Source organism: Pseudomonas sp. OE 28.3 (assembly GCF_014268205.2).
In the GTDB taxonomy this organism is placed as follows: Bacteria; Pseudomonadota; Gammaproteobacteria; order Pseudomonadales; family Pseudomonadaceae; genus Aquipseudomonas; species Aquipseudomonas edaphica.
In genome coordinates this window covers 5,599,355-5,624,784 of record NZ_CP077082.1, presented here as the reverse complement: position 1 = coordinate 5,624,784, position 25,430 = coordinate 5,599,355, and the positions used below count along the sequence as shown (strand labels likewise).

Annotated in this window: 23 protein-coding genes; 7 read left to right on the top strand and 16 right to left on the bottom strand. The window is 60.2% G+C overall.

The window, feature by feature from the left end:
- Window positions 1–116: 116 nt before the first annotated feature.
- Both HU759_RS25250 and HU759_RS25245 read right to left on the bottom strand, forming a co-directional pair.
- A complete protein-coding gene (locus HU759_RS25250) occupies window positions 117–995 on the bottom strand; it encodes a queuosine precursor transporter (protein WP_138450517.1) in 879 nt (292 codons plus the stop codon).
- Window positions 982–1,587 (bottom strand): helix-turn-helix transcriptional regulator, encoded by a 606-nt coding sequence (locus HU759_RS25245; protein ID WP_170040526.1) that lies wholly within the window; start codon window positions 1,585–1,587, stop codon window positions 982–984. Before HU759_RS25245 ends, HU759_RS25250 begins: the two co-directional genes overlap by 14 nt.
- Before the next feature lie 274 nt (window positions 1,588–1,861).
- Between HU759_RS25245 and HU759_RS25240 the strand changes: the two genes are divergently transcribed.
- Entirely contained in the window at window positions 1,862–3,217 is a 1,356-nt protein-coding gene (locus HU759_RS25240) for a serine hydroxymethyltransferase (RefSeq protein ID WP_170040528.1), read from the top strand.
- A gap of 96 nt (window positions 3,218–3,313) precedes the next feature.
- The gene (locus HU759_RS25235; protein ID WP_170040530.1) at window positions 3,314–4,393 is read left to right on the top strand and encodes a pyridoxal phosphate-dependent aminotransferase; all 1,080 of its coding nucleotides are present in this window, start codon (window positions 3,314–3,316) and stop codon (window positions 4,391–4,393) included.
- Between the two features lie 117 nt (window positions 4,394–4,510).
- Here HU759_RS25235 and HU759_RS25230 read toward each other — a convergent pair whose 3' ends face one another.
- Together HU759_RS25230 and HU759_RS25225 are read right to left on the bottom strand one after the other, a co-directional pair.
- Complete coding sequence (locus HU759_RS25230) at window positions 4,511–5,230, bottom strand: hypothetical protein (protein WP_186618070.1); 720 nt, start codon at window positions 5,228–5,230, stop codon at window positions 4,511–4,513.
- 70 nt (window positions 5,231–5,300) lie between these two features.
- A complete protein-coding gene (locus HU759_RS25225; RefSeq protein ID WP_170040532.1) occupies window positions 5,301–5,804 on the bottom strand; it encodes a DUF6622 family protein in 504 nt (167 codons plus the stop codon).
- 199 nt (window positions 5,805–6,003) lie between these two features.
- Here HU759_RS25225 and HU759_RS25220 point away from each other — a divergent pair, with 199 nt between their 5' ends.
- Window positions 6,004–8,019 carry a c-type cytochrome gene (locus HU759_RS25220; RefSeq protein ID WP_186618071.1) on the top strand — a complete coding sequence of 672 codons (2,016 nt, stop codon included), beginning with the start codon at window positions 6,004–6,006 and terminating at the stop codon, window positions 8,017–8,019.
- Here HU759_RS25220 and HU759_RS25215 read toward each other — a convergent pair.
- Entirely contained in the window at window positions 8,016–9,266 is a 1,251-nt protein-coding gene (locus HU759_RS25215) for an aspartate aminotransferase family protein (protein ID WP_186618072.1), read from the bottom strand. The two genes, HU759_RS25220 and HU759_RS25215, sit on opposite strands and share 4 nt — an antisense overlap.
- Window positions 9,267–9,489: 223 nt before the next feature.
- On the opposite strand from HU759_RS25215, the gene HU759_RS25210 reads away from it, so the two are divergent.
- Window positions 9,490–10,506: an amino acid ABC transporter substrate-binding protein gene (locus HU759_RS25210; protein ID WP_026013555.1), complete on the top strand. Its 1,017-nt coding sequence runs from the start codon at window positions 9,490–9,492 to the stop codon at window positions 10,504–10,506.
- A gap of 227 nt (window positions 10,507–10,733) precedes the next feature.
- Here the strand turns inward: HU759_RS25210 and HU759_RS25205 are convergent, their stop codons facing one another.
- The 8 genes from HU759_RS25205 to HU759_RS25170 all read right to left on the bottom strand — a co-directional run bounded on the left by HU759_RS25205 (window position 10,734) and on the right by HU759_RS25170 (window position 18,551).
- Window positions 10,734–11,747, bottom strand: a complete 1,014-nt coding sequence (locus HU759_RS25205) for a sensor domain-containing diguanylate cyclase (protein ID WP_186618075.1) — start codon at window positions 11,745–11,747, stop codon at window positions 10,734–10,736.
- A gap of 190 nt (window positions 11,748–11,937) precedes the next feature.
- Complete coding sequence (locus HU759_RS25200) at window positions 11,938–12,246, bottom strand: XRE family transcriptional regulator (RefSeq protein ID WP_186618076.1); 309 nt, start codon at window positions 12,244–12,246, stop codon at window positions 11,938–11,940.
- A 10-nt stretch (window positions 12,247–12,256) separates the two neighbouring features.
- Entirely contained in the window at window positions 12,257–12,598 is a 342-nt protein-coding gene (locus tag HU759_RS25195; protein ID WP_017135409.1) for a type II toxin-antitoxin system RelE/ParE family toxin, read from the bottom strand.
- 191 nt (window positions 12,599–12,789) lie between these two features.
- Window positions 12,790–14,688 (bottom strand): alkaline phosphatase D family protein, encoded by a 1,899-nt coding sequence (locus HU759_RS25190; RefSeq protein ID WP_017135410.1) that lies wholly within the window; start codon window positions 14,686–14,688, stop codon window positions 12,790–12,792.
- 108 nt (window positions 14,689–14,796) lie between these two features.
- Window positions 14,797–14,994 (bottom strand): hypothetical protein, encoded by a 198-nt coding sequence (locus HU759_RS25185; protein ID WP_017135411.1) that lies wholly within the window; start codon window positions 14,992–14,994, stop codon window positions 14,797–14,799.
- Window positions 14,995–15,136: 142 nt separating this feature from the next.
- Entirely contained in the window at window positions 15,137–17,365 is a 2,229-nt protein-coding gene (locus tag HU759_RS25180; protein ID WP_169988411.1) for an ATP-binding protein, read from the bottom strand.
- Window positions 17,362–17,976 carry a biliverdin-producing heme oxygenase gene (locus HU759_RS25175; RefSeq protein WP_169988409.1) on the bottom strand — a complete coding sequence of 205 codons (615 nt, stop codon included), beginning with the start codon at window positions 17,974–17,976 and terminating at the stop codon, window positions 17,362–17,364. The genes HU759_RS25180 and HU759_RS25175 overlap by 4 nt, the downstream gene beginning before the upstream one ends.
- Before the next feature lie 194 nt (window positions 17,977–18,170).
- Window positions 18,171–18,551, bottom strand: a complete 381-nt coding sequence (locus HU759_RS25170; protein ID WP_017135414.1) for a response regulator — start codon at window positions 18,549–18,551, stop codon at window positions 18,171–18,173.
- A gap of 181 nt (window positions 18,552–18,732) precedes the next feature.
- Between HU759_RS25170 and HU759_RS25165 the strand changes: the two genes are divergently transcribed.
- Window positions 18,733–19,107 carry a cytochrome c family protein gene (locus tag HU759_RS25165; RefSeq protein ID WP_169988406.1) on the top strand — a complete coding sequence of 125 codons (375 nt, stop codon included), beginning with the start codon at window positions 18,733–18,735 and terminating at the stop codon, window positions 19,105–19,107.
- Here HU759_RS25165 and HU759_RS25160 read toward each other — a convergent pair whose 3' ends face one another.
- The 3 genes from HU759_RS25160 to HU759_RS25150 all read right to left on the bottom strand — a co-directional run bounded on the left by HU759_RS25160 (window position 19,108) and on the right by HU759_RS25150 (window position 23,081).
- Window positions 19,108–21,129, bottom strand: a complete 2,022-nt coding sequence (locus tag HU759_RS25160; RefSeq protein WP_169988403.1) for an LTA synthase family protein — start codon at window positions 21,127–21,129, stop codon at window positions 19,108–19,110.
- A 72-nt stretch (window positions 21,130–21,201) separates the two neighbouring features.
- Window positions 21,202–21,813 carry a hypothetical protein gene (locus HU759_RS25155; RefSeq protein WP_186618077.1) on the bottom strand — a complete coding sequence of 204 codons (612 nt, stop codon included), beginning with the start codon at window positions 21,811–21,813 and terminating at the stop codon, window positions 21,202–21,204.
- Complete coding sequence (locus tag HU759_RS25150) at window positions 21,813–23,081, bottom strand: sialidase family protein (protein WP_186618079.1); 1,269 nt, start codon at window positions 23,079–23,081, stop codon at window positions 21,813–21,815. Before HU759_RS25150 ends, HU759_RS25155 begins: the two co-directional genes overlap by 1 nt.
- A gap of 218 nt (window positions 23,082–23,299) precedes the next feature.
- Here HU759_RS25150 and HU759_RS25145 point away from each other — a divergent pair, with 218 nt between their 5' ends.
- Window positions 23,300–23,962, top strand: coding sequence for a response regulator (locus tag HU759_RS25145; protein ID WP_017135419.1), 663 nt, complete (start codon window positions 23,300–23,302; stop codon window positions 23,960–23,962).
- Window positions 23,959–25,332 (top strand): ATP-binding protein, encoded by a 1,374-nt coding sequence (locus HU759_RS25140; protein WP_186618081.1) that lies wholly within the window; start codon window positions 23,959–23,961, stop codon window positions 25,330–25,332. The genes HU759_RS25145 and HU759_RS25140 overlap by 4 nt, the downstream gene beginning before the upstream one ends.
- Window positions 25,333–25,430: the final 98 nt, after the last annotated feature.

Genomic DNA, 25,430 nt, shown 5'->3' with positions numbered 1-25,430 from the left:
GTACTCGGTCTACTGTGGGAGCTGGCTTGCCTGCGATAGCATCAACTGAATGTCACTGACATACCGAGTTGTCTGCATCGCAGGCAAGCCAGCTCCCACATTTAGAGCGCATTACATCAGGCAGCGCTACCGGTAATCCAGCGTTTGAACAACGCACGCGCGCCATAGGCCGGCAGGATATTAAAAAACGCAAAGCCGACTTTGATCGCGATCTGCACGTAGATCATGCTCAAGATGTCGCTGGTCTGCATCGCGCCATAGAACGCAATAAAGCAGAACAGGAAACTGTCGATAATCACCGCAAAGAACGTACTGAGGAAAATCCGCAGGTACAGGTATTTGGAGTTGGTCAGTTCCTTTATCTTGCACAGCAAGTAGGAGTTTATGTTCTCCGACACCAGGAACGAGACCGAGGACGCGACCAGTACCGAGGACACCTGAATGATCACATCGTTGTAAGGGCCATCGAGTTTCCAGCCTGGCAGCCCTGGCAGAAACGTCGAGCCGTAGAGCAGGATGATGATCATCGCGTTACTGGCGAACGCAAACAAAATGGCACGTCTGGCCAGCCGCAGGCCGAATTGCTCGTTGAGCAAATCCACGATCAAAAACGTCAGCGGGTACAGAAACGTGCCTGGCGTGACGATGATGCCCATCGACTCCAGGTAAATAGGCTTGGTCGCGGCAATGCTGGTGAAGATATAAAACGTGAACAGCAACAGGTTCAGGATGATGTAGATCATCCAGGAATTTTCGTTGCGGTCGTTTATATCGTAGGCCGTCAGCGTCCCTCCCTGTGAATAAAACTTCTTGTACATGTTCTTAACTTCCATTTTATTGAGGTTGTCCATTATTTCGCTGTTGATGACTTCACTCAGCTTCATCTTGATGACCTTGCCGGTGGCGATCACCATGATCACCGCCAGGCGCTTGTCATTCTCAAAGCCCAGCAGCTTGTATGTGCTGTTTTCGATGCCCGCTTCATACGTTGTCATTGAAGCGCTCCTCAATGATGTCGCCGATTACACACAGGCGCTCTGAGCCAACGCAGGCTTCAAGGGTGATAAACATCTTTTGGATGGCCCGGTCGTACACCAGCTTTTCTTTGCCCAGCGTTGACGTGCCTTTTTGCACGATGAGCAAATCGCCCGGCTCGTTGATACCGGGAATGCCACGTTCCAGGCGCACACCGATCAGGTTGTAGGAAGAGCCGAAGTAGTAGGTCAGCGGATACAGGGTGGCCAACTCGCCAATGCGCTTGTCCAGGTTCTGGATCACCAGACTTTCCTTGAGCACCGGCACGGCGGCCGGGTTCATGTTGCCCTGTGGGGAAACACTGCTCTCGATGATTTCCTTGGCTTCAAAATCGAGGGTCTCGATTTCATCGTAGGAAACACCGAAGAAGTCCGAGATCTTGCGGACAGTGGACTGCTGCACGTTGACGACCTTGCCTTCCAGGATGTTGTAGATGGTGGTCCTGGTCAGGCCGGCGGCATTCGATAGCGACAGCTGCGTCTCGCCGCGGCTTTTGATCAAGTACTTGATGTTGCTCTTCAAGTGCTCGGTTTTTTCGCGTCTGTGTATCACGTGCTCACCACTTCCTTTTAGTCGTTAACGTCCGTTGTTTGCGCAACCACAGCAGGGAGCGCCCGTTCCGGGGGCGCTTGTGGTTTTGCGGCGGCGGGAGTGTTGCATGCGTCGGCCCTAACAATAAAGTCCGGATGCGCTGCGGGCGTGCTTTTGATGGGGCTGGAGTCTGGAAAATGAACATTTGATTTGGAAAATGTTTAATTTCCTGTTTAATTGATCCTCTCGGTTCAGGACGGACCGGCACGCAACGCCCAGGAAGGGACCCGCACTGATGGCATTCAATACCGTACCTCTGAAAGACCAGGCCGACCTGCTGCGTCGTGGCCTGGCGGATCTGCGCGCAGAAGACTTCGAACTCGCCAGCCTGCTGGATGCTGAAGTCACTCGCCAGCATCGCACCCTCTCAATGGTGGCTTCTTCCTGCGCGGTCAAGCCCCGCACTCTGGTGGCCTGCGCCTCTGCACTGGTCAACGTGAGCGCCGAAGGCACGCCCGGCAAACGCTATCGCACCGGCTGCGAAAATGTCGATTTAGTGGAATCCCTGGCCATCCGCAGGGCGCGGGAGTTGTTCGATGCACATTACGCCGGCGTGCAGCCTCATTCGGCGTCCAATGCCATATCCCAAGTGCTGTCGGCGCTGCTTGAGCCGGGCGATACGCTACTGGGCATGGCCCACGACCATGGCGGCGAACTCACCCTTGGCAGCCCGGCGGTGTTCACCGGGGCCTATTACAAGGCTATCCGCTACGGCACCACCGGCGAAGGCCTTATCGATTATGAGCAAGTGCGCAGCCTGGCCCTGGCCCATCGCCCACGCATCATTATTTGCGGTGCGGGTGCTTACTCCAGGGTGGTGGATTTTGAGCGGTTTCGCGCGATTGCCGACGAGGCGGGCGCCATCCTGCTGGCGGATATTTCCGCTATTGCCGGGTTGGTGGTGACGGGGCGCCACCCGAGCCCGATCAACGCCGCACACGTCACCATCACCTGCACGCACAAGCAATTGGGCGGCCCACGGGGCGGGTTGATTTTGTGCGGCCGCGACGCCGAGACCAAGGTGCCCGGCCTGCGGTCGACGTTCAGCCGTGTGCTGGATCAAGCCGTGTTCCCGCGCATGCAAGGGGCGCCGGCGGTCAATATGATCGCGGCAAAAGCGGCTGCCTTCGGGTATGCGAAGTCAGCGCAGTTTGATGCCTGCATGGGGCGTGGTCGTGCGCTTGCCGATGAGGTGGCCAGTGCGTTTGCGGCCCAGGGTTACGACGTGGTGGGCGGGCGCAGTGACAACCATACGGTACTGATCCGGTTGCGGGGCGCCATGACCGGTGCCATCGCCGAGGCGGCCCTGGAGTCTTGCGCCATTGTGGTGAGCAAGCATCGCGTACCAGGCGAGACACGCTCGAAGTTGGTCACCAGCGGTTTGTGTATTGGCACCGGCTGCATGGCGCAACGCGAACTCGACGCCGAGGGTTGCCGCCAGGTGATTGCGCTGGTGTGCCGGGTGTTGGAAAACGCCACCCCGCTGGGCGAACAGGACTATCGGCTTGGGCCTGAGGTGCGCGAGCAGGTGCGCACAGCGGTAGAGGCCCTGTGCATGAATTACCCGATCGCCGACTACCTGGAGGGTTGATCACGGCGCAGGTGGCTAAATCAGCTGAGCGCCTTCTCGTCATACTTCTTTGTACGAACCGTGAGAAACCATCACCCGTCTACAAGGAGTCGCGCCATGTTCAGCGTAAGTCGTCGGTCTCTTCTCGCCTTTGGCGCGGCCCTGCCGGTGCTGGGCCGCCTGGATTGGGCGGTCGCCAGCCAGCCAGCGGCTCCGGCGGACACGGTGCGGCTTAATTACAACGAAAGCCCCTACGGTCCCTCAGACTCCGCCCGCGAGGCGATGCAGCGTGGCATCGGCCTCTCCGGGCTGTACCCCTATGGTTACATGTACGGCTTGGCCGAACAGTTCGCCAAATCGCAGGGGCTTGTCGAAGAACAGGTCGCTGTATTCGCCGGCTCCATGGCCGCCCTGCGCTACGCGGTGCTGGCGTTTACCAGTCAGGCCCGTGGTCTGGTGATGGCCACGCCGTCCTATGAAGTACCGCGTCAGGCCGCCGAGTCATGGAAGGCACCGGTGTACGAAGTGAGCCTCAATGCCGACCACGCCCATGACGTGCCGGCCATACTTGCCGCCGACCCTCAGGCGGGCATGCTGTACCTGTGCAACCCCAACAACCCGACCGGCACCCTGACACCCACCGAAGCGATCCGCCAGGCGCTGGCGAACAAACCCAAAGGCTGCGTGCTGGTGGTGGACGAGGCCTACATCGACTTCTGCGACGCACAAAGCTGCGTGAGTTGGGTCAAGGATCACGACGACTTACTGGTGCTGCGCACCTTCTCGAAAATCTACGGCATGGCCGGTGCGCGCCTGGGCCTGGCGATCGGCCACCCGGTGTTGCTGGAACGGCTGGCGGTGTTTGGTGGCGACAATGTGCCGGCGGCGTCCACGTTACTCGGTGCTCGGGCGAGCCTGGAAGACCTCAAGCTGGTGCCGCAACGCAAGGCGCTCAACGCCCAACTGCGTGACGAAACCGTGGCTTGGCTAAAGGGGCGTGGTTTTGCCTGCACCGCGTCGCAAAGTAATTGCTTCATGATTAACGTGAAGCAACCGGCAGAACAGATCATCGAGAAGCTGGCTGCACAGGGCGTATTGGTCGGGCGGGTGTGGAAGGATTGGCCGCAGTGGGTGCGGGTGACGGTGGGCAACAAACAGGAGATGGCGCGGTTTCGCGAGGTGTTCGCGAGTCTTTAAAGCAACACAAAACCCATGTGGGAGCTGGCTTGCCTGCGATAGCAGCACCTCGGTCTATCAGGCAAACCGAGGTGATGCTATCGCAGGCAAGCCAGCTCCCACCTTTTGAGCAATGCGTTACTGTTGCTGCGCGATGCTGTACCCATCAAACGCCGTCTGCTGCTGCAGCGCAGTAATCACACTCTTGCGGCTCAACGGCTGCTCGGCGCCGGCGTTATCCACAAAGCTCTCGGTTTCAAGCTCAGCCTCATCACCTTCACCCACAAAGCTGAAGCCCAAAAACTCGAACGCCTCGCGGTCAACGTTGAGCTTGGAGCGCGGCGTGCGCAGCGGCAGGGTGACGCTGATGCCATCCTTGCTGATCACAAACACTTCGGCTTCTTTCTTGGCCCGTGCAGCTTTGCCCTTGCCGGCGCTTGGGTTGCTGATGGCCTGGTGAGACTGGTTCAGCACCTTGAGGGCCAGGCCGTAGACCAGCTCCTGAAACTCGGGATCGTCCTTGAAACTGGAGAGGATGCGGCTGATCGAGAACTTACTGCTCAAGTCTTCCAGGGCGATGTTGTCGGCCGCTTCGGCATCCTTGAGTTGCTTGAGCTGGCCCATCAGGTCGTAGGCTTTGTCGTCGTCGAAGGCGTCATGGGCCTGACGGATGGCCATGCGCAGTTCGCGAATCTGGTCGCTTTCCTTGGAGGTGTGGAACGCGTCCAGCACCATCTCGCTGATGATCTTGGCCGCAGGCACATGCTGTGAAAGATTGATGGCGTTTTCGTATTCAGCCTTCGAGTGCAAGGCGACTACGGATTCTTCGGCGGCGTGTTCGGTGTAAGAATCAGACATTGAAATTTCACTACTTCAGTAAACGGAGACAAAAAAGCGTCGCGCATTTTCGGCGGCCACGCAGGTCAGGTCAAGGCAGCACACTGCCCTTATCGCGGCGCAAGGCGCTCAGCGCCCGCTGCAATCGATCGGCCCGCCCGCAGAACAGACCAACGGTAAACCCCGACACACCGCCTACGGCCAGCAACATCTCAGGTGTGCTCAACAGCAACGGATGCACGGCCTGCTGATAGCCGAAGTAGTATTTCACCGCAAAGAACAGCTGCGAGATCAACAGGGTTTTCCAGGTACCCGCCAGCACCAGCGTTTCGCCATTGGCATCGAGCCGGGCGCCATCGGCGTTGAACAGCAACATCCCCATCAGCCAGCCTGCCAGCACACCACCGACCCAGGCACCACTCGACAGGATCGAGGGCGCCAGCGACATCAGCGACCACACCACCAGCACCACCGGCAAAATCAGCAGCGAGCGGCGATTCTCACGCCCGCCCATGCAGGCCTTGATGCCGTAATAACAAATCCACAGGTAGATGGCGTACACCCACACGGGCGTGCCTTGGAGGATATCGAGCATGGGTGCTTCCTTGCAGGGGCGGGAAGCGCTGATAGTCGTTGAGCCATCATCGTTTTGTCCATCGATTTGGCGCTGACTCACATCAACACCCTCCACGGCAAAACCCGTTACAACACAAAGGCCTGATGAACCCATAAAAACAACCGCTGGCCTGCGCCGAGGGGGCTACTCCACGCCAGGTTATTAAAGGATTAATGCAATGGCCTTTTCATTGTCCCGCCTGGCCTTGCTGGGGGCGACGCTGTGTCTTGCGCTACCTCTGCACGCCGCCCCAACCCAAATCGAGCAGGGTCAATACGTGGCCCAACTGGGCGACTGCATCGCCTGCCATACCGCCAGGCACGGTCAGGTGATGGCCGGCGGGCTGGAGCTGAGCACGCCGATGGGCACGATTTATTCGAGCAACATCACGCCGGACCGCGACACTGGTATCGGTAATTACAGCTTCGAGCAGTTCGACAAGGTGATGCGTGAAGGCGTGACGCCGGCGGGCATCAACCTTTACCCGGCGATGCCGTATCCGTCCTACGCGAAGATGAGCGCAGAGGACATGCGCGCCCTGTACGCCTACCTGATGCAAGGCGTGGAGCCGGTGCGACAGGCCAACCTTGAGGCGGACATGGGCTTCCCGTTCAATCAGCGCTGGGGCCTGGCGCTGTGGAATGTTGCCTTTCTCGACAAGCAGCCGTTCCAACCCGACCCGCAGCGTAGCGCGGTGCTCAACCGTGGTGCCTACCTGGTCCAGGGCCTGGGGCATTGCGGCTCGTGCCACACGCCACGGGGCATCGCCTTCCAGGAAAAAGCCATGAGCGATGCGGGCCGCAGCGGCCGGCATTACCTGGCCGGTGAAACCGTCGAGCACTGGCGCGCCCTGAGCCTGCGCAACCTGTGGACGGTGCCAGACACCGTGCAACTGCTCAAGACCGGGCAGAACCGCTTTGCCACGGTCGCTGGCAACATGGCCGATGTGATCCACCACAGCACCCAGCACTTCAGTGTTGACGACCTCACGGCCATCGCCAGTTACCTCAAATCCCTGCCGCCCGGTAAAGATGATCTGCCAATGCCAGCGGTCGCCCAAGCACCGGCCGCACCGCCAGCCGACCTGTTCACCAGCCGTGGCGGCCTGGGCTATATGCAGTTTTGCAGTGATTGCCACCGCAGTGACGGCGCTGGCGTAAAAGGCCTGTTTCCACCTTTGGCCGGTAACCCGAGCATTGCCTCGAACAACCCGACGTCGCTGTTGCATATCACCCTGACCGGCTGGGAAACCGCGCAAACCGCCGCCCACCCAAGGGTCTACACCATGCCCGGTTTCAGCCGGCTGGCCGATCAGGAAATCGCCGAGATCCTGACCTTCGTGCGCACCAGTTGGGGCAACGCTGGCACGCCAATCAGCGCCGCCCAGGTGAAAACCCAGCGCGATCAGCTCAACCCCGCCACCACCGATTCGTCAGCCTTCGAAACCCCAAGGCTGGCGAATTTGCTCGCCGCACCCAACGCCGACCAGGTTATTCGCGGCATGCGCCTGCACCTGCAAACCAAGGCGCTGCTGCCGGATAACGTCGGCAATTCGCTCAACTGCGCTAGTTGCCATCTCAACGCCGGCACCGTGGCGGATGGTTCGCCGTTTGTGGGTGTGTCGGCGTTCTTCCCCAGTTACGCGCCGCGTGCGGGCAAGGTGGTGACGCTGGAGGAGCGCATCAATGGCTGTTTCCGCCGTTCCATGAACGGCAAGCCGCTGGCGCCGCAGTCGGCGGATATGCAGGCGATGGTCGCCTACTTTGACTGGATGAAAAACAACACCCGCCCTGAAGATAAAGTCGCCGGGCGTGGCGTGGGCAAGATCGACCCGGCGATCAAGCCGGACCTGGACAACGGCAAGCAGGTGTATGCCAAGCAATGCGCGGTTTGCCATGGCGATAACGGCCAAGGCCTGGCGCGTGCCGACGGCGAGCTGGTGTACCCGCCATTGTGGGGCGAGCAGTCGTTCAACATCGGCGCCGGTATGGCACGGCCTTACACCGCGGCGGCGTTTGTGAAACGCAACATGCCGATCGGCTTCCACGAAAAATTCCCGCTGGGGCAGGGCGGTTTGTCGGACCAGGAAGCGGTGGATGTGGCGGCGTATTTCTCTGGCCAACCGCGCCCGGATTTTCCGGACAAGGTCAGAGACTGGCCCAACGGCGGCAAGCCCGTGGATGCGCGCTACTAGTTCAACTGCTTAAGGCAGGCCTCGAGAATATCCAGGCCTTGCTCCAGCACCGCAGGCTCGGTGGTCAGCGGTGCCAGCAGGCGGATGATATGCCGCGACTTGCCGCTGGGCATCAGCAGCAAGCCGGCATCGCGTGCCAGGCTGAGCAGTTGGGTCAGTTGCTGGGGAGCGGGCGTGCCGTCGGCATGGGCCAGCTCGATGCCGCGCATGGCACCCACGCCGGTCAGGCGGCCCAGATAGGGCGACAGCTGTTGCTCGCGCCAGGCGGCATAACGGCGAACGATGGCGGCTTCCTGCTGTGACCCCCAGGTTTTCAATTGCGCGTCGGTCATCGCATCCAATGTTGCCAAAGCAGCCGCGCAGGCAATTGGGTTTCCGGAATAGGTGCCACCGAGGCCGCCTTTGGGCAAGTTGTCGAGCAGCGCCTTGCGCCCGACCACCGCGCCCAATGGCACGCCACCGGCGATGCTTTTGCCGAGCAGGATCAGATCCGGCTCGATGCCCAGGCGCGAGAAGGCAAAACGCTGGCCGGTACGCCCGAAGCCGGACTGGATTTCATCGGCAATCAGCAGGATGTTCTTCTCATCACAGAAGCGGCGCAGGGCCTGGGCGAACTCGATGTCCAGGGCCAGAAAGCCGCCTTCGCCCTGCACCGGCTCGATGATGAAACAGGCCACATCGTTGACGTCGATTTCCACGCTGAACAGACGGTCCATGGCCTTCAGGGCTTCGGCGCAGGTCACACCGTTATCGGCGCTGGGGTAGGGCAGGTGATACACCGGGCCGGGTAGCACGCCGACCTTTTGCTTGTAGGGCGCCACCTTGCCATTGAGGTTGAGGGTGGCCAGGGTGCGGCCGTGGAAGGCGCCGTCAAAGGCGATCACCGCCGTGCGGCCGGTGGCGCCGCGCACGATTTTCAAGGCGTTTTCCGCCGCTTCCGCGCCGCTGTTGGTGAGCATGCCGCTTACCGCGTAATCCACCGGGATAAACGCACAAAGGCGATCCATCAGCTCGATGTAGGGCGCATGCGGCGCGGCGTTGAAGGCATAGTGGGTGAGCCGGGTGGCTTGTTCGCGAATCGCTTCCACCACGGCTGGGTGACAGTGCCCGAGGTTGAGCACGCCAATGCCACCGACAAAATCGATATAGCGCTTGCCCGTGGTGTCCCAGACTTCGGCATTTTTACCGTGACTGAGGCTGATGGGGTGAACGATGGAAATCGACTGGCTGATGCTTTGGCGGCTCATGAATCGGGGACTCGGCAATGGCGGGCGTGTATTTATCTAAGCTGCGCAGCCGGCCTTGCCGCAAACGAAATAAAGTCGCCGGGTCATTCCAAATCGGAAGGAGCTGTTGCCTAAAGGTCGTTTGTGGCCACGCTGCAAACCTGACAATACTGCCGGGCAACTTCAGAAACCGGCGCGGGCAGTGTGGCGCCGAATAATAAAAGACTCACAGGGAGTGCCTCGCATGAACCACCTCAAAACCCTTATCGCTGCCACGGCCGTGGCGCTTGCCGGCAGTGCCCACGCGGGCGTGACCCTGGACGCGATCCAGAAAAAAGGCTTTATCCAGTGCGGCGTCAGTGACGGCCTGCCGGGCTTCGGTGTGCCCGACAGCCAGGGCAAGATGACCGGCATCGATGTTGATGTGTGCCACGCCGTGGCCGCGGCTGTGTTCGGTGATGCGTCAAAAGTGAAGTTCACCCAGTTGACCGCCAAGGAGCGATTCACCGCGCTGCAATCGGGCGAAATCGATCTGATTTCGCGCAACACCACCTGGACCAGTTCCCGCGATTCCGGCATGGGCCTGGTGTTTACCGGCGTGACCTATTACGACGGCATCGGCTTTCTGGTCAACAACAAGTTGGGCGTGACCGCCGCCAAGCAACTCGATGGCGCGACCGTCTGCATCCAGGCCGGCACCACCACCGAACTCAACGTTTCCGATTATTTTCGTACCCACGGCATGAAGTACACGCCGATCACCTTCGACACCGCCGACGAGAGCGCCAAGGGCCTGGAAGCCGGGCGTTGCGACGTGCTCACCACCGACCAGTCGGGCCTGTATGCCCAGCGCATCAAGATGGCCCACCCGGATGAGTTCGTGGTGCTGCCCGAGGTGATCTCCAAAGAGCCGTTGGGGCCGCTGGTGCGCAAGGGCGACGATGAGTGGTTCAGCATCGTCAAGTGGACCCTGTTTGCCATGCTCAATGCCGAAGAAATGGGCATCACCTCGCAGAATGTCGAGGCGCAGGCCAAGTCCACTCAGAACCCCGACGTTGCGCGGCTGCTCGGGGCCGACGGCGATTACGGCAAAGACCTGAAGCTGCGCAAGGATTGGGTGGTGCAGATCGTCAAGCAAGTAGGCAACTACGATGAGGTGTTCGAACGCAATATCGGCCAGGGCAGCGTGCTGAAGATCAAGCGCGGGCTCAATGCGTTGTGGAGCAATGGCGGCATCCAGTACGCACCGCCGGTGCGTTGACTGAACACTGCCTCAGGTGGGAGCTGGCTTGCCTGCGATGGCCACAGGTATCTCCACAACTTTCTAAGGCCGCCACACTCCTCTGTGGCGAGCGGGCAAGCCTGCTCGCCACAACAGCCCACTTGTCACAGACGTGGTATGTGTAGATATCTATGCTGCGATGACGGCCTACCTGTGAGTGCATCGGTTACTGACACACGGCTAGCGCAGGCAAGCCAGCTCCCACATCACTCCGAGGCCACATCCTTGCCGGCGGCTTTGGACCGGTACAGTGCTTGATCGGCACGTGCCATCAAGGCGGCGGGCGTTTCGCCCATTCGCCGCTCCACCACGCCCAGGCTCAGGGTGACTTTGAAGTCGCCCACGGCGGGCATCTCGGCGATGGCCTGACGGATACGTTCGGCCAATTGCCTGGCGGTGTCCAAGCTGCTTTTGGGCAGGATCACCATAAACTCATCGCCACCCCATCGTGCGAGCAAGTCGCCTTGGCGCATACAGGTTTCCAGGCTGTCTACCACGCTCACCAGGGTCTGGTCGCCGACGCCATGACCATGTTTGTCGTTGATCGGCTTGAAGTCGTCGATATCCATGGCCACCAAGGCCAGCGGTACGCGGAAGCGCTCGGCACGGTCGCACTCCTCCAGCAACACCTTTTCCAGGCGATAACGGTTGGCGATGCGTGTCAGGGCATCCTGTTCGGCCAGGGAGCGGTTCTCGTCCAACTGCATTTGCAGTTGCTGATTGACTCGTGACAACTCAAGGGTGCGTTCGGCCACCAGCGCTTCCAGCGACTGGTTGCGCTTTTGCAGCTGTTCGATGGAGATTTTGCGTGTATGGATATCGCGGTGTGCGCCGACCATGCGTGCCACTGAATTGTCGGGGTTACGTGCAATGACGTAGCCACGGTCTTCGATCCACAAGTAAGTGCCGTCAGCCTTGCGGCAACGATACTCGGCCTGGTAATGGGGCGCGCGTTGGCTGATGTAGTCATCAAATACGGCCATGACGCGTGGATAATCTTCGGAGTGGATCACGTTCTCCCAGGTGAACACGCTGTTCTCCAGGGAGTGGCGGGGGTAGCCAAGCATCATGTACCAGCCGGGGCTGCGGTACACGAACCCCGTGTTGGCATTCCAGTCCCAGATGCCGTCGCTGACCAGTTCCATCACCGTATGCAACATGTCGGCGTTGAGTTCGGAAAAGTTATTGAGCTGCGGTTTATTGCCGGATGTATCGTTCATCTGTGCGCTTCCCTGCCGATGCTGGCTCCTACGGCCAGTCTTCATTGACGCCGGTACACCGTGGCTGAGGCTACTCTACATTGCGGCTTGCGCGCTTTGAATAGGCTGGATGTGCTGCTTTAGTGGTGTGGCTATAGGCCATTAACCGGCAGCCGTAGAGAGATACATCGTGCTCGCCTGGCACGGTCTTTCACACCGTGGCGGGCCTTGCTTGCGTGTTCGGTACCAGGCGTACTTCGACATGTTGATCCAAAGCCCTTGCCGCACTGGCCAGGGTGGACAGCGTCATGCCCGCGTCGTTTTGGTCCAGCGCTCGATCGACGGCGGTGCGGCTGGTATGCATACGTTCGGCCAGCGCTTTCTTGCTGACCTTCTGCACCTTCATCGCCTCTGCCAATTGCCAGGCAATAACACGCTTCAACGCTCCGGCAGAGACTTCTTCTATGAGCCCATCATCGCTGAGAAAATCATCAAAGTTGGAGCCGATATGCTTATTCATGGAATGTTCCTCAGAGCTTGTTTTTGCGATGCCTGGCGGTGTTCAGGTCGACTGAAGGCGTTTTCTGACTCTTTTTAATAAAGCCGTGCAGCAAAATCATCTGGCTGGCAACCAAGGTAAAAATGACGCGTGCAGCATTTTCACCAAGATCGGTTCGGACCTCCCAAAGGCGATGCTCCAGCTTCCTAACCAACGGCATCCCTTGCGGCCATCCGAGTTGGACCGATTTTATGTCAGTGCCTATAAGCTTTTTTGATTCCCTGGGCAGTTCCATCAGCCATTCACGCACGGGCTCGTTGCCAGCCTCGGTTCGGTAAAATGCGACGTTCAACACGAGAGGTAGGTCGTTCACAGAGAGTGCACCAAAATAGGTTCATAAGGCAATCAGCGATTGAAGGGTCTTTTCGCGAAGATTGGTCAGAGCCTGGCACTTATTTTGTGAGTGGCTGAGGTTGAAGCGTTTCAAAAAAAATCAGTAAAAATAAAGAGTTGTGAGTTTTCTGAATGGTATGTGCGAGATTGGTTTGCCAGGCGTAAGAAAACTCACTTCGGCGCCACCATGCGCGTTCGCGGCTTGCCATCCGCGTTGTGCTGGTAAATCCCCTCCGGCTGGCCCTGCTCATTGAAAAACACTTGGCCTATGCCCGCCGAATTCCACAGCCGTTCACCCGCCTCGGCGTGTTCCGGGATATGCGGCACTACCTGCATGGTGCGCCGGCGCGTGAAACCGTTGAGGGGCGAGCGCGGTGAGTAGAGCCAGCGGTTGAGGCGGTCGAACCATTCCAGCAAGCGCGCCGGGAATTGGTTCTTGATGCCGCTGCTGGTGATCTGCCAGATTTTTGGGCCGGCGCTGCGGTGGCGAATCAGCACTTCATAGACGAACGAGTAGTGCACATCGCCCGACAGGATCACGTAGTTACCTGGCGTGCGCGAGTGGCGGAAGATATTCAGGATCACCTGGGCGGCGCCGCGATGGGCCATCCAGTTTTCGGCGTCTACCAGCAGTGGGTAGCCACACCAGCTGAAGACCTTCTGCACCGTCTCGATCAGCTTGACGCCGAAGATCGGCGCGGGCGAAACGATGATGGCCGACGGGTGATCCAGCAGGGCCTGCTGCAGTTCGCTCAACGCTTCCCAGTCCAGCAGGCCGGAAGGTTGCTTGAGCGCAAACTCACTGCGCCAGCGCCGGGTGCGAGTGTCGAGCACCACCAGTGCGGGCGTGGTGGGCAGTACGTAATGCCAGTGCTGGAATTTCAGCAGGGTTTGCACTAATTCATCGTGGGCACTGGCGTGCAAGTGGTTGTCTTGAACGTTGGCGGTCAGCGCCTGGGTGTGTTCCAACAGTTTGCCAAACACATCCGGCTGGTTGCCCCAGCCCTGGCACAGCATATAAGCGAGCAGGGCATTGCCGATGATGCGCTTGGAGAATGGGTGGCCGTAGGCGGTGGCCTCCCATTGCGCGCTGAGGTTCCAGTCGTCGGTGATGTCGTGATCGTCAAAAATCATCAGCGTCGACAGGTGCGCGAAGACCCGCGCAACGCCGGGCAGGCCGTCACGGAACCGATCGACCTGGACTTGTTCGTGGTCGTAGCGCAGGTGTTCCGGCGTGCTTAATGATGGCGGCTGTGGCGTGATCAACGTCCAGGGCGTGGGCGACCACACCAACAGGTACATCGCCAGTACTTCGGCAAAGGTCACCAGGTGGTTGTCGGCGGTGCTGCTGGTAAAGATCGGTTTTTTCACACCGCCGAAAAACCGTTCGCGCAGGGTCTCGTTGCTGTCCAGTGCGGGCAGCAGATCCGCGCGGTGGTAATAGCTGGCGCGATGCCCGTAGAGGCTGGCGCTGTCATCCACCACGGCGCCTTCCAGGTATTCGTCGAACAACGCCAGGCGTGCGATCAGCGCATGAATCGCGCGCAGCATGGGGCCGGCCACATCATCGGCGTAGACCTGGTCACCGCTCATCATCAGCAGCGCCGGGCGCTCGGCCGGTGTGCGCGCGTCAGCCAGCAGGCGGTCGACGCACAGCAAACCGTCATCGGCGTGGTGATGGGGTTTGCGGCAGGAACCATGCACCAACTGGTGGATGCGGCTATGCACTACGAAATTCGCCGATGGAGCATCGGCATACAGCAGGTGCGGCGCCCATTGCGCAATGCCACAGCCGTCGACCAGCAGGTCGTAGTCGATGCTCACGTCCAGCGGCAGGGCTTCGCTCAGGGAAACGTCGATCAGGTGGATAAAGGCGTGGCGCCCAACGGGCACGACTTGGCACTGCTGGGTGTCCAGATCGATCGTCAGCGTTTGGCCTTGAGGCACTTGCAGCTTTAAGCACAATGGCAGGACACGGCTGCCCACCAGCCAGATCACCAGACGCTGGGGTTCCAGGCGCCTGAGCAGTGGGCCGGCAATGACGGCGGGCAGTGTGTCGGATGGCGGCATGAAGCAAGCAGCTCATACAAGGTAGGACTTAAAAGGGTAACGCAGAGGATGTCAGCGTTTTGTTAAAGGCGTGCCGCAGATACCTTGCAGCCGATTACCCTTGTTGTGTTAGAGCAGATGGCCTTGTCCCAGGGATTCCAGGGACGTTCGATAAGGCTTGGGCTTGGGCGGTGCGTTTTGCATCATGGGGTTACTGTCAGGACGTGAGGGCTTTTCAGCGGACCGGGTGGCGATTTCAGCCATTTGGTTGGCCAGTTGGAAAGCTATGTTGAACTGAAAGCCGGGCAGCATGTGGACGATACTCATGGGAAAAACCTCTTGCTCAATTGGAGGGATGTTCTCGCATCAATACTCCCTTTGACTGCGCACCCACTCAGTGGCGCTGGCCGGGTTAACGTTCCCGGCCATGGGTTTCTGCATGTTTAATATCCGTAGGACTGAATGCGTTTCAGACAGACTTGGGTACCGTAAACCTGAACTCACTGCCACGCCCCAACTCACTCTCAGCCTCAATCCGCCCGCCGTGGGCCTGCACGATACCTTGGGTGATATACAGCCCCAAGCCGCTGCCGGTGGGGTTGTTTTCGGTCTGGGTCCAGTAGCGATCAAACACATGGGGCAACTGCTCAGGCGCAATGCCTTCGCCGGAGTCGCGCACCGAAAACACGATATCTTCACCATTGCTCATGGCGCTGATGCCGATATTGCCCTGGCGCGGGGTGAACTTGATGGCATTGCCGATCAGGTTCGACAGCACCTGGAACAGGCGCTCCGGGTCGGCATGGATCAGCAGGCCGGGCTCGGCGTTGAACGACAAGTCGATGCCTTTCTCCATCGCCAACGGTGCGAGCAGCGAATAGGCCTCTTCGAACATCTGGCTGACGTCCAACGACACCGGCTTGACCACATAACGCCCGGCCTCGATTTTCGAGGTGTCGAGCAGGTCTTCCAGCAGCACATTCATACGCCCGGCGGCCTGTTGCATGGTGTCGATGGCCGAGGAAATTCGCCGTGAGGTATGTGGGCCGTCGGAGCTGAAGGCTTTCTGCATCATGCCGCAGAGCATCGAGATGACCGTCATCGGGTTGCGCAGGTCGTGGGACACCACCGCCACCAGTTCATCACGGGCGCGCACGGCTTGCTGCTCGCGCAACACTTGGCGGGCCAGGTCATTTTCCAGGGCGGAACGGCGCAGGTCGTTGGCGGCAAACCGGTCGCCGTGGCTCCACTTGGTGGAGATACCGGCCATCTCGACTTTCCAGATTTCAAACGAGGTGCGTGGGCGCAGGCGCAAACCGGCGTCGGAGGTTTCCAGGTTCAGCGGCTTGTTCGGGTCACCGCTCCAGTTGATGTTCTCTTTGACTTCCGGGCGAAACCACAACACGCCGTTATCCACAGGCTTGGGCAGGCTCATGGCCAGAACGCCACTGGCCACTTGCTGGAACTCGGCGGCAGGCGGGTATACCGAGGCCAGGTTGTGACTGGAAAACACCGGCTCGTCGCTTTCTTGCAGCCATTTGTGCAGCGCACGGATCTGCGCAGGCTCGGGGCAATTGCCGTAACGGTGCAGTTGTTTGTCTTCGATGATCGCCACGCCGCCCGACAGGGTCAGGTCCATCAGCACCTGCGGCTGCTGGGCCAGGCCATCGAAGACGTTTTGCTCCGAGGCTTTCATCGCGCGGTCCAGCAATGCCAGGGCTTCGACTTTTTCTTCGCGCTGGCGGCTCAAGTCCAGGGCTTCCATGGCGCTGATCTGCAGCGACAGCACCTGGCCGATGGTCTGGCAAGCAACACGCAGGTCGTTGGGCACCAGCAAGGGCTCGCGGTTGCCGCAACTGATCAAGCCCCATAGCTTGTCGCCGGCCATCAACGAGATGCTCATGGACGACAGCACGCCCATGTTCTGCATGTATTGGCAGTGAATCGGCGACACGCTGCGCAAGGTGGCAAAGCTCAAGTCCAGCGGCTGGTCAGTGCCCGGACGCAGCTTGGGCAGCAGCGGCACCGGCTCGTAGGCAGCGTTCGGGATGATGCGCAGCCAGTTGGTGCGGTACAGCTCGCGGGCCTGCTCGGGAATGTCGGACGCGGGGAAGAACAGCCCGTTGAACAGCTCCATGGACGGCGCCGACGCTTCGGCAATTACCTGGCCGTGGCCTTCTTCTTCGAAGCGATAGATCAGCACCCGGTCGTAACCGGTCATGGCCTGGATTTCAGTCACGCTGATCTCGTACAGCGCTTGCAGGGTTTTCGCCGACTGCAAGCGTTGCAGCATCTTGCCCAGGTCACTGGTGCGACCATTCAGGGCGCGAGGTTTGAAATCTTCAAGGCGCGGCTCAAATTCCAGCACCAGCACGTTTTGATGGCGATGCAGCAAGCCTTCAAATGGCGCACCATTGAGCGTGACATGCAGCGCCGGCGCGTCGAGAAACGCGTTGTTTTCGGCGATCGATTGCACGGCTTGGGCAGGTTCAACGCCAATTAACTGGTGCAGCGGTTGGCCCAACAGCGCTTCGGGTGCGTGGCCGAACAGGCTGGCCACGTTGGCGCTGACCTGAGTGATGCGCAGCTCAGGCTCCGACAACGTCAACAGCACACCGTGGGGCTGGATCGCGCCCGGGAAGCGAATCGGTTCGTCGGCACAGTTGGCAAGCAGCTCTTCAAAATCGTCGGGTTTCATAGCAGTACCTCCTGGCGGGCGAGCCAATGCTCGAAGCCACTGAATGTGGAGCGGGCCGCATCGACCGCGCGCTGTTTTGCGTCAGCATCCAGCGGCAGGCGGCCCAGGTAATCGAGAAAGTCTTTCCAGCGTCGACCGGTTTCGGCGCCGTATACATCAAGGAACGCTCCGCCGTTATCGGCGTGTATGTCCAGGCGCCGGGCCATTTCCCGGCGCAGCACTTGGCCGCCCAGGGTGGCGCCTTCCAGTACATACAGGGCACCGAGGCAGGCCGCGGGGGTGTCGAAGGTCGGGTGTTCGGTGCAGCGGGGCAAGGCGTTGATGGCGTTATCATTCAAGCCAAGGGCGCGCAAATCGCCCAGCAGTGTGGGGGTTTTCACACGCAGTACAGCGTCATACCCGTCGGGGATCAAGCCACTGGCGTACAGCGCTGCTTCCATCGGCCCATAAAACCCGTAGTACGCCTGGAGCAAGCGCCGATACCCGCCAGCATCCAACTGATCGGAGAAAAACGGCAAGCGCTTTTCCAACGCCACATGCAGCAAACCCGTGCCTGTGCGCAACGCTTCCAGCAATGAGGGCGCACTAACGTCATGGGCCTGTGAATGCATTCAATAAGCTCGAACTGTGGGCCTTAAGGCCATGAATGACGCGTGAAATGGGCGACGATTCTACACAAGTCATTGCCGTCAACTGTACGCACAAGGCGAAAAGCCTGACCGGCGGATCAGAAAAGTCGCTCCTTGCGTAATAAATGACCACAGGGCACTGCAGCAAGTTCGGTTTAAGTGATGTCGCGACGCTATTAGTGCATGGAGGCGCCTTGCTGGGTCAGTGCGGTTTGCACGCACTCAACCAAGTGCTCTGCACTCCAGGGCTTGGGTAAAAAACGTACAGAGCCGCCGAGTTGCGCCGCCAGCTTGGTATTGCCCGAGGTCAGCACCACCGGCACCGACGGCCAGCGATGCGCGACCACTTTGCTCAAGTCATAGCCATTGAGTAACCCCGGCATCTGGATATCACTGACGATCAGGTCTACCGGATCATCGCCGCGCTCCAGGTAAATCATGCCTTCATCCGCCGAAGGAAACGACGTCACATGAGCCCCGAAGTCCTCCAATACATCCACCATTAACGCACGAATGATTTCGTCGTCTTCCAATACCAAAATCGATGGCTGAGCCATGATCCTTACTCCACCATCAGGGTTCAGTAGGATGGAGTAGGCGCTGGCTGAATAGGTTCGATTGGATGTTTTTTAAACGATGGGTGGTCGTTTTAGAGCGGTCGCGTGGGGTTGTCCGCAGCGGCACGGCAAGGTGGATACAGGCATAATTGGCGCACCGTTGCCTGCTGTGGAGACTTGCATGAAGTACACCTTACTGACCCTCGCCCTGGTCCTCAACACCACCCCGGCCTTGGCGGCCGGCGATGCCGAGGCGGGCGGCAAACTGTTCAGTAAAACCTGCGGCGGCTGCCACAGCATCGGTGAAGGCGCACGCGGTGGCTTCGGGCCTGAGCTTAACGGCATCATCGGTCGACCTGCCGGCACCACCACGGACTATCAGTACTCCGACGCAATGAAAAACTCCGGCGTGGTCTGGACCCGCGACAAACTCGCGGCCTATATCGAAGCGCCGAAGAAGGTGGTGAGCGGTACGCGCATGATCTTCTGGGGTATCAGCGACCCGGAAAAGATCGAAAACATCCTGGCCTACCTGGAAACCTTCCAACCCAAGTAATCATTCGCGTACGTTCCTGAACAGCATCAACCGCGCACTTTCATGCAGCCCACGGGTCAGCCCCTGCAGGCGCTGAAACTCTTCGGGATGCTGCTCGGCTACATCTTCGCGCGGTGTTTGCGAAGCCAGGTCGTGCAGGGTTGGTGAGCCGCCGTCGTGCTGCATTTGCAACAGGAAGTGCTGGGTTACACCGCCGATAATCGGGAAGGTGCCTTCGTGTAGCACCAGTGGCACCACACGTTCGCCTTCCGGCGCCGGCTGCTGGATATCGCGGCCCATCGCGCCGTTGCGAAACGGCACGCCCGCCATGCCGGCCACGGTTGGCAGTAAGTCCGCCAACCCCACGGCCTCGTCAATAACGCGTGGCTCAAGCCCCGGCGCGTGGATCAGCAGTGGCACGTTGTTGCTTTCCAGGCCCAGTTGCTCAAAAGCTGGCGCCATGTGCGGGATCTGGCTGATGCGTGTGTTGTGGTCGCCGAAGAACACAAAAATGCTGTTGTCGTACCAGCCACCGGCCTTGGCGATGTCCATCAGGCGGCCGATGTTGTAATCCAGCAGGCGCACTGCGTTGTATTGCTCGACACTGCGCGAACCGGCAGCCTGGACTTGTTCCAGAGTTACGTTGTTGAGTTGGAAACCATCATTTTGCTTGGGAATGGTGAACGGCCGATGGTTGCCGGAAGTTTGCAGGTAGGCAAAGAACGGCTGGCCGTTGGGCACGGCGCGCAGCAGTTGGTCGCCTTCCTTGAACAGGTCCAGGTCAGAGATGCCCCACACGTCCACGCGGGGCGAACGCCAGTGGCTTTCGTCAAACAGCTGCACGCCGTCGATGCTCTGGCGGATCAGCGCGTTGATATTCGCCCAGCCAGCGTTGCCGCCGATCATGTAGAACTTCTGGTAACCCTCGAAGGCGTTGATCAACGTGTGTTGCCGCGTGATCAGCGGGTTGCGCGTGGCGGTCTCCTGGCGGGTCACGTCGGGCACGCCGGTGATGCTCGCCCACACGGTTTTGGCGGTACCGGTGACGGGCACATAGAAGTGTTTGAAGAACCAGCTTTGCGTCGCCAGCTTGTCCAGGTTTGGCGTGGGGTTCAGCGGGTTGCCATAGGCGCCGACCGCACTGGTGCCCAGGGATTCGAGCATGACGAAGACCACGTTGGGCGGGCGCTGGCCTGCCAGCTTGTAGGGCTGCACGCCTTGTTCGCGGATGAAGTTCAGCTGTTGCGCGTCAGGCTGGTCAACGCCCAAGTACTCGGCCACTTGTGGGTAATGCGTGCGCACCTGGGTTTCATCGAATTGCGACTGGCCAACCTTGAGCGTGTCGTACAAAAACAGCACCGGGTTCAGGCCCACGGCGGCGACCTGGCTGTTGCCGGAGAAGAACGCATCGCTCCAGCGCAACGGCACCGGGTTTTCCAGGTTGAGATTAGCCACGCGGCCGAGCAAGGCCAGCAGCACGGCGATCACGCCAATCACGGACACTAAAGCCGCTGTGGGTGTGCCGATGCTTTTGGGGGCGCGATCCAGAGTCAATCGCTCCAGGCACACCAGTGCCCACACCCACACAACCACCGCCGCCAACCAACAGGCAGTTATCCACAGCACCGGGTAGGTTTCCCACACCATCTGTTGAGAAATCTGCGCGTCTTGCAGATAGCGCAGCACCGTCGCGTTGATGCGCACACCGAGGTAGGCGTAGTGGCCGAAGTCGATGATGTAGATGAGACCCACCACCGCCAGTGCAATCACCAGATAGCCGCGTGCCAGCCAGCGCAGGGCGGGCAGGGTGATAAGGTTCCAGCGCGGTAGCCAGGCGAGCACGGCCACGGGTAGCAGGAGCAACACCGCCAGGCGCAGGTCGAAACGCAGACCGATGCCGAGGGTTTCCAGCAAGCCCTCGGTATTTAAATCCAGGCCGGAAAAGCTGATTAAAAACACCAGCCGCAACGCCGCCAGCAGCACAAACACCAACCCGATCGCGCCCACGCCGTAGCGCAGGCGGCGTGATTGCAACGCAGTCATCATCAACCTTCCCAATTTCAAAAAACGACGCAGGCCAAATGTGGGAGCTGGCTTGCCTGCGATAGCGGTGTGTCAGTGCCCGATGTGCTGCCTGAGGCGGCGCATTCGCAGGCAAGCCAGCTCCCACAGTTTGAGTTGCATTAATCCAGCTACCAGGCAGTAGCCCATCAACAGCGGGTCGACCAGGTAATCCCAATAGTTCTCCGATGCCTTGAGCCGCAGCGCAAATGCCAACGTGCCCACCGCCAGCATCCACACGGCCAACCTGTTGCGCAGCGCCAACATCAACAGTGCCAGCGCACCTACCAATACAATCATCGGCCGAGGGTTAAACCCCCAGCGGTACGGGTCGAAATACGTCAGCCCCATCGCCGCCGGGTACAACAGCAGGCACAGCCCGCCAAACAGAACCAGCAGTTGCACCTGATGTGCCCGGCCAAGCGGCTGCACCAGCCCCAACCGGCACACCGCGACCCACGCCAACAACACCAAGGTGCTGATCGCCAGGTCATCGGTAAAGCTGCGCACATACGCCGCCAACGGCAGCTCATTCACCGGGATAAAGCTCAACGCCACCAACACCGGCAACAACCATGGCCGCCACGGCGCGGTAAATCGGAACGTGCTGAGCAGCACAAACCCCAGCAATACAAAACTCAAATGGGCTTGCCACAACGCCATCATCACAAGCGCTCCGCCAGCCAGGCTTCGTTGAAGCTGACATGTTTGATAAAGGTGTTATTCCACGAGTACACCAAGTGGTACATGCCGTCCGGGCTGCGACTGAAGTACGGGTATTCGTATTCGAAATCACAGCCACGGGGTTTGCACACGCGGTAATCCAGGTTGCTCAGAAAGCGCTGCTCCAACGGCAGACGCTTGGCACCGCTGGAGGTACGGAAGCCTTCGCCGATGATTTCTTTATAAGCCTGGGGGGAGAACGGTTGACCGAGCGGGTCCGGCGACTGGTCCAATTGCACTACCGTGCGCCATTGCGTCATCTGCGCGTCGGTGCCGTAGAGGCTGAGCTTGAAGCGGCCGTCTTGCAGGTCGTTAAGGGCGACGAGTAGACCGTCGTCTTCAGTACCCACAGCCGCCAGCGATGAATTGGGGTTGGCCGGCGCCAGCAGGAACGGCTCGCTCCAGGTTTGCCCGGCATCCTCGGTGCGGCTGGCGAGCACGCGGTGATGGGTTTCACCGGCGTAGCGCAGCATCGCCACGGCTCGCTGGCCGTCCTGTGCCACGATGGTTGGCTGCAGCGAATGTTTGCCGCGGCTGATACGGAATTTGTCGATCACCGCGCCGTCGGCACTCAAGTACAGGTACTCGGCAAACTTGCCCATGAACTCGTGATACACCGGCAACCCGATGGAGCCATCGGCATGGAACACCGGTGCGGCGCGCACCAAGGTGCTGATATTAAAAAACGGCGACGTCACCAATTGCCGAGGCGCCGACCAGTTCGCGCCGAGGTCATCGGAGACCATCACGTTGATCGCACTGGTGGCCCAGCCGCCGACTGACACTGACACGTAAAACATCCACAGGCGTTTATCCGGCCCCAGGGCAATGACCGGGTTGCCCAGTTTGCGAATGTAACGCTGGGTGCCGTCGCGGGTGCTTTCCCGCGTGGCCAGCACCTGCTCGCCGCCCCATTCGCCACTGCGTGCATCAAACCGCGCCGTGCGCACCTGCACATCGGCGGCGCCTTCGCGGGAGCCGGCAAACCACACAGCCATCAAGTCGCCGCCGGGCAGGGCGGTCACGGAGGAGGAGTGCACAAAGTCGGTGAGCTGTGAGGACACAAAACGGCTGTTGTATTGCGGGGCTGCCGCCACCTTCGCCGGGCTCGGGTTCGCCTGGGCAAACGGTGCCAACACGTGGGGCGGATGGCTCAGCCAGGCGGCGATAAAGACGCCTAGCAGGCTGAAGATCAGTAGGGCGCAGCGCATAGGGAACCTGTGAGAAGAAAGGATGACGGCGCACGTTCACCCGGCAGGCGCTTCCTGCGGCCGGTGAGCGTGCATAACGACAGGTGGTCCCGTACCTGCCGGCACAGTGCAAAACCAACCTTAACGCAACCTTAGTTGGCAACGAGCCGTAACATCTTTGCCCGAATAGCCCTGCGTAGAACCGGCATGATTTCGCCGTTTCCTACAGAGATTTCGCTATGCGCCTACTCCTCGTCGAAGATGATCGCGCCCTCGGCCAAGGCATTCGCGTGGCATTGGGCGCCGAAGGCTACACCCTGGATTGGCTGCAAGACGGCCTCAGCGCCTTGCACGCCCTGCGCACCGAAAGTTTCGATCTGCTGCTGCTCGACCTCGGCCTGCCGCGCCTCGATGGTCTCGACCTGTTGCAGCAACTGCGCGCCGGGCAGCATGACCTGCCGGTGCTGATCCTCACCGCCCGCGATGGCACCGCCGAACGCATCGCCGGCCTGGATGCCGGCGCCGACGACTACCTGATCAAACCCTTCGACGTCGAGGAACTCAAAGCCCGCGTGCGCGCGCTGTTGCGCCGCAGCCAGGGCCGCGCCCAACCCATGCTCGAACACGCCGGCGTCAGCCTCGACCCGGCCACCCAGCAAGTGCGCTACCAGGGCGATGAGATCATCGTCACCCCGATGGAATACCAACTGCTGCACCAACTGATGGTGCGCCCCGGTAAAGTTGTGACCCGCGAGCGGCTGTCTCGCGCCCTGTATGGCTGGCAGGACCGGGTGGAAAGCAATACGTTGGAGGTGTTGATCCATAACCTGCGCAAGAAGTTATCCACAGAGCTGATCCGCACTGTGCGCGGCGTGGGCTATGTGCTGGCGCTCAAACCATGAGTTCGGTACGCGCACGCATCATTATTCCGGTGCTGGTCCTGATCCTGCTCGGCGACGCCCTGATCAGCTGGCTGGTGCTGCGCGACAGCCACCACGAAATCGAAGAAGTCTACGACGCCCAACTCGCCCAAAGTGCCCGCCTGCTGCAAGGCGTACTGCGCCAGCGCGAACCTGGCGACGCAGACTGGGGCCGCTTGTACGAGGCGTTCGACCAGGCCATGAGCCGCGTGGGCGAGGAGGGCGTGGCCCATCCTTATGAGACCCGGCTGACCTTCCAGGTCTGGCGCAGCGACGGGCAACTGCTCATGCGTTCTGCCGAAGCCCCTGTCCTCACTGCACCGCCCACTACGCTCGGCGCCCATGACCTGATGGACAGCGGCAACGACTGGTGCGCCTTCCTCCTCGCCGATCCGCAACAAGGCCTGCTGATATGGGTGGGCGAACGTGACGACGTTCGCCAGAGTGTGATCGAGCGTATCGTGCGCCACACCCTCTGGCCTACCGTGATAGGCGTGCCGCTGCTGACCGTACTGATCTGGTTGGCCATTGGCTGGGGGCTGACGCCCTTGCGCACCATGGCCCGCAAGCTGCGCGGGCGTAACACCAACGCCTTGCAACCGCTGCACGTGAACCCACTGCCGAGCGAGCTGGAGCCGATGCAAACCGCACTCAACCGGCTGCTGGTGCAGATGGACGACCTGCTGGAACGCGAACGCCGCTTCATCGCCGACGCCGCCCACGAGTTGCGCACACCGTTGGCGATCCTGCGCATCCACGCGCAAAACGCGCAAAGCGCTGCCACCGAAGAACAACGGCGCGAAGCCCTGGACTTTCTGGTAAACGGCGTCGACCGCGCCACACGCATTGGCAGCCAACTGCTGACCATGGCCCGCATCGAGCCACAACTGAGCAACCCCGTGCGCAAGCCCGTGCAACTGACGGAGCTGGTGCGTGAAGAACTCGCCGAGCTGACGCCCCTGGCCATGGAGAAAGGCGTGGAGCTGGTGCTGGAAGGCGATGAAGAATGTTGGGTGCAAACCGAGCCGGTGGCGTTGGCGATTGCGTTGCAAAACTTGGTGACCAATGCGCTTAACTTTTCGCCGGTGGGTGGCGAGGTACGGGTGGTGATCGGCGTTAATGGTTTGCGCGTGGAGGACCAAGGGCCGGGGATTGATGAGGCGCAGATGGGGCGCTTGTTTGAGCGGTTTTACAGCCGGGATAACGCCAATGGCGCCGGGTTGGGGTTGGCGATTGTGGAGGTGATTGTGGGGAAGATTGGCAGTACGTTGAGCCTGCGAAATTTGGAGCAGGGCGGCTTGTGCGCGCAGTTGGTTTTTGACCAGAAAGTGCCGCGTAACATAACCGATTAATGATCCCCACCTGTTACGAGCCAACGGCCTCGTTGTGGCGAGCAGGCTTGCCCTGCGTTGGGCTGCGAAGCAGCCCCAAAGATAGAACTGCTGCACGT

Excerpts from the sequence above, each read along its gene's own strand:
- HU759_RS25250 (WP_138450517.1), bottom strand. The coding sequence starts at position 995 with ATGACAACGTATGAAGCGGGCATCGAAAACAGCACATACAAGCTGCTG.
- HU759_RS25240 (WP_170040528.1), top strand. The coding sequence starts at position 1,862 with ATGGCATTCAATACCGTACCTCTGAAAGACCAGGCCGACCTGCTGCGT.
- HU759_RS25235 (WP_170040530.1), top strand. The coding sequence starts at position 3,314 with ATGTTCAGCGTAAGTCGTCGGTCTCTTCTCGCCTTTGGCGCGGCCCTG.
- HU759_RS25230 (WP_186618070.1), bottom strand. The coding sequence starts at position 5,230 with ATGTCTGATTCTTACACCGAACACGCCGCCGAAGAATCCGTAGTCGCC.
- HU759_RS25225 (WP_170040532.1), bottom strand. The coding sequence starts at position 5,804 with ATGCTCGATATCCTCCAAGGCACGCCCGTGTGGGTGTACGCCATCTAC.
- HU759_RS25220 (WP_186618071.1), top strand. The coding sequence starts at position 6,004 with ATGGCCTTTTCATTGTCCCGCCTGGCCTTGCTGGGGGCGACGCTGTGT.
- HU759_RS25215 (WP_186618072.1), bottom strand. The coding sequence starts at position 9,266 with ATGAGCCGCCAAAGCATCAGCCAGTCGATTTCCATCGTTCACCCCATC.
- HU759_RS25210 (WP_026013555.1), top strand. The coding sequence starts at position 9,490 with ATGAACCACCTCAAAACCCTTATCGCTGCCACGGCCGTGGCGCTTGCC.
- HU759_RS25205 (WP_186618075.1), bottom strand. The coding sequence starts at position 11,747 with ATGAACGATACATCCGGCAATAAACCGCAGCTCAATAACTTTTCCGAA.
- HU759_RS25200 (WP_186618076.1), bottom strand. The coding sequence starts at position 12,246 with ATGAATAAGCATATCGGCTCCAACTTTGATGATTTTCTCAGCGATGAT.
- HU759_RS25190 (WP_017135410.1), bottom strand. The coding sequence starts at position 14,688 with ATGCCGCCATCCGACACACTGCCCGCCGTCATTGCCGGCCCACTGCTC.
- HU759_RS25185 (WP_017135411.1), bottom strand. The coding sequence starts at position 14,994 with ATGAGTATCGTCCACATGCTGCCCGGCTTTCAGTTCAACATAGCTTTC.
- HU759_RS25180 (WP_169988411.1), bottom strand. The coding sequence starts at position 17,365 with ATGAAACCCGACGATTTTGAAGAGCTGCTTGCCAACTGTGCCGACGAA.
- HU759_RS25175 (WP_169988409.1), bottom strand. The coding sequence starts at position 17,976 with ATGCATTCACAGGCCCATGACGTTAGTGCGCCCTCATTGCTGGAAGCG.
- HU759_RS25170 (WP_017135414.1), bottom strand. The coding sequence starts at position 18,551 with ATGGCTCAGCCATCGATTTTGGTATTGGAAGACGACGAAATCATTCGT.
- HU759_RS25165 (WP_169988406.1), top strand. The coding sequence starts at position 18,733 with ATGAAGTACACCTTACTGACCCTCGCCCTGGTCCTCAACACCACCCCG.
- HU759_RS25160 (WP_169988403.1), bottom strand. The coding sequence starts at position 21,129 with ATGACTGCGTTGCAATCACGCCGCCTGCGCTACGGCGTGGGCGCGATC.
- HU759_RS25155 (WP_186618077.1), bottom strand. The coding sequence starts at position 21,813 with ATGATGGCGTTGTGGCAAGCCCATTTGAGTTTTGTATTGCTGGGGTTT.
- HU759_RS25150 (WP_186618079.1), bottom strand. The coding sequence starts at position 23,081 with ATGCGCTGCGCCCTACTGATCTTCAGCCTGCTAGGCGTCTTTATCGCC.
- HU759_RS25145 (WP_017135419.1), top strand. The coding sequence starts at position 23,300 with ATGCGCCTACTCCTCGTCGAAGATGATCGCGCCCTCGGCCAAGGCATT.
- HU759_RS25140 (WP_186618081.1), top strand. The coding sequence starts at position 23,959 with ATGAGTTCGGTACGCGCACGCATCATTATTCCGGTGCTGGTCCTGATC.